Genomic DNA, 256 nt, shown 5'->3' on the forward strand with positions numbered 1-256 from the left:
ACTATCGCCATGCTGTGATCGCGTCAGTCAGCCGTATGTCTCGCCGATTAGAGCCAATTTACGTAACAGTCAAGGGGTGAAGTGTGAACATGTCCGAGCTGATCGAAGCCATTGCTGCGTCTGCCGATATTCCCAAGGCAGCCGCTTCCCGTGCGCTGGCCGCCATGGTCGACGCCGTGGCTGACAGCCTGAAGAAGGGCGACCGCGGCTCCCTGGTGGGTTTTGGCACCTTCACCGTCCAGGAGCGGGCCGCGCG

Annotated in this window: 1 protein-coding gene; it reads left to right on the top strand. The window is 61.3% G+C overall.

Features of this window, described 5'->3' with window-relative positions; translation table 11 throughout:
* Positions 1-83: 83 nt before the first annotated feature.
* Positions 84-256 (top strand): HU family DNA-binding protein (locus tag CVH10_RS22260; RefSeq protein ID WP_181244680.1); only part of this gene is annotated, 173 nt, incomplete at its 3' end.

Source organism: Halomonas sp. ND22Bw (assembly GCF_003011945.1).
GTDB lineage: Bacteria > Pseudomonadota > Gammaproteobacteria > Pseudomonadales > Halomonadaceae > Halomonas > Halomonas halophila.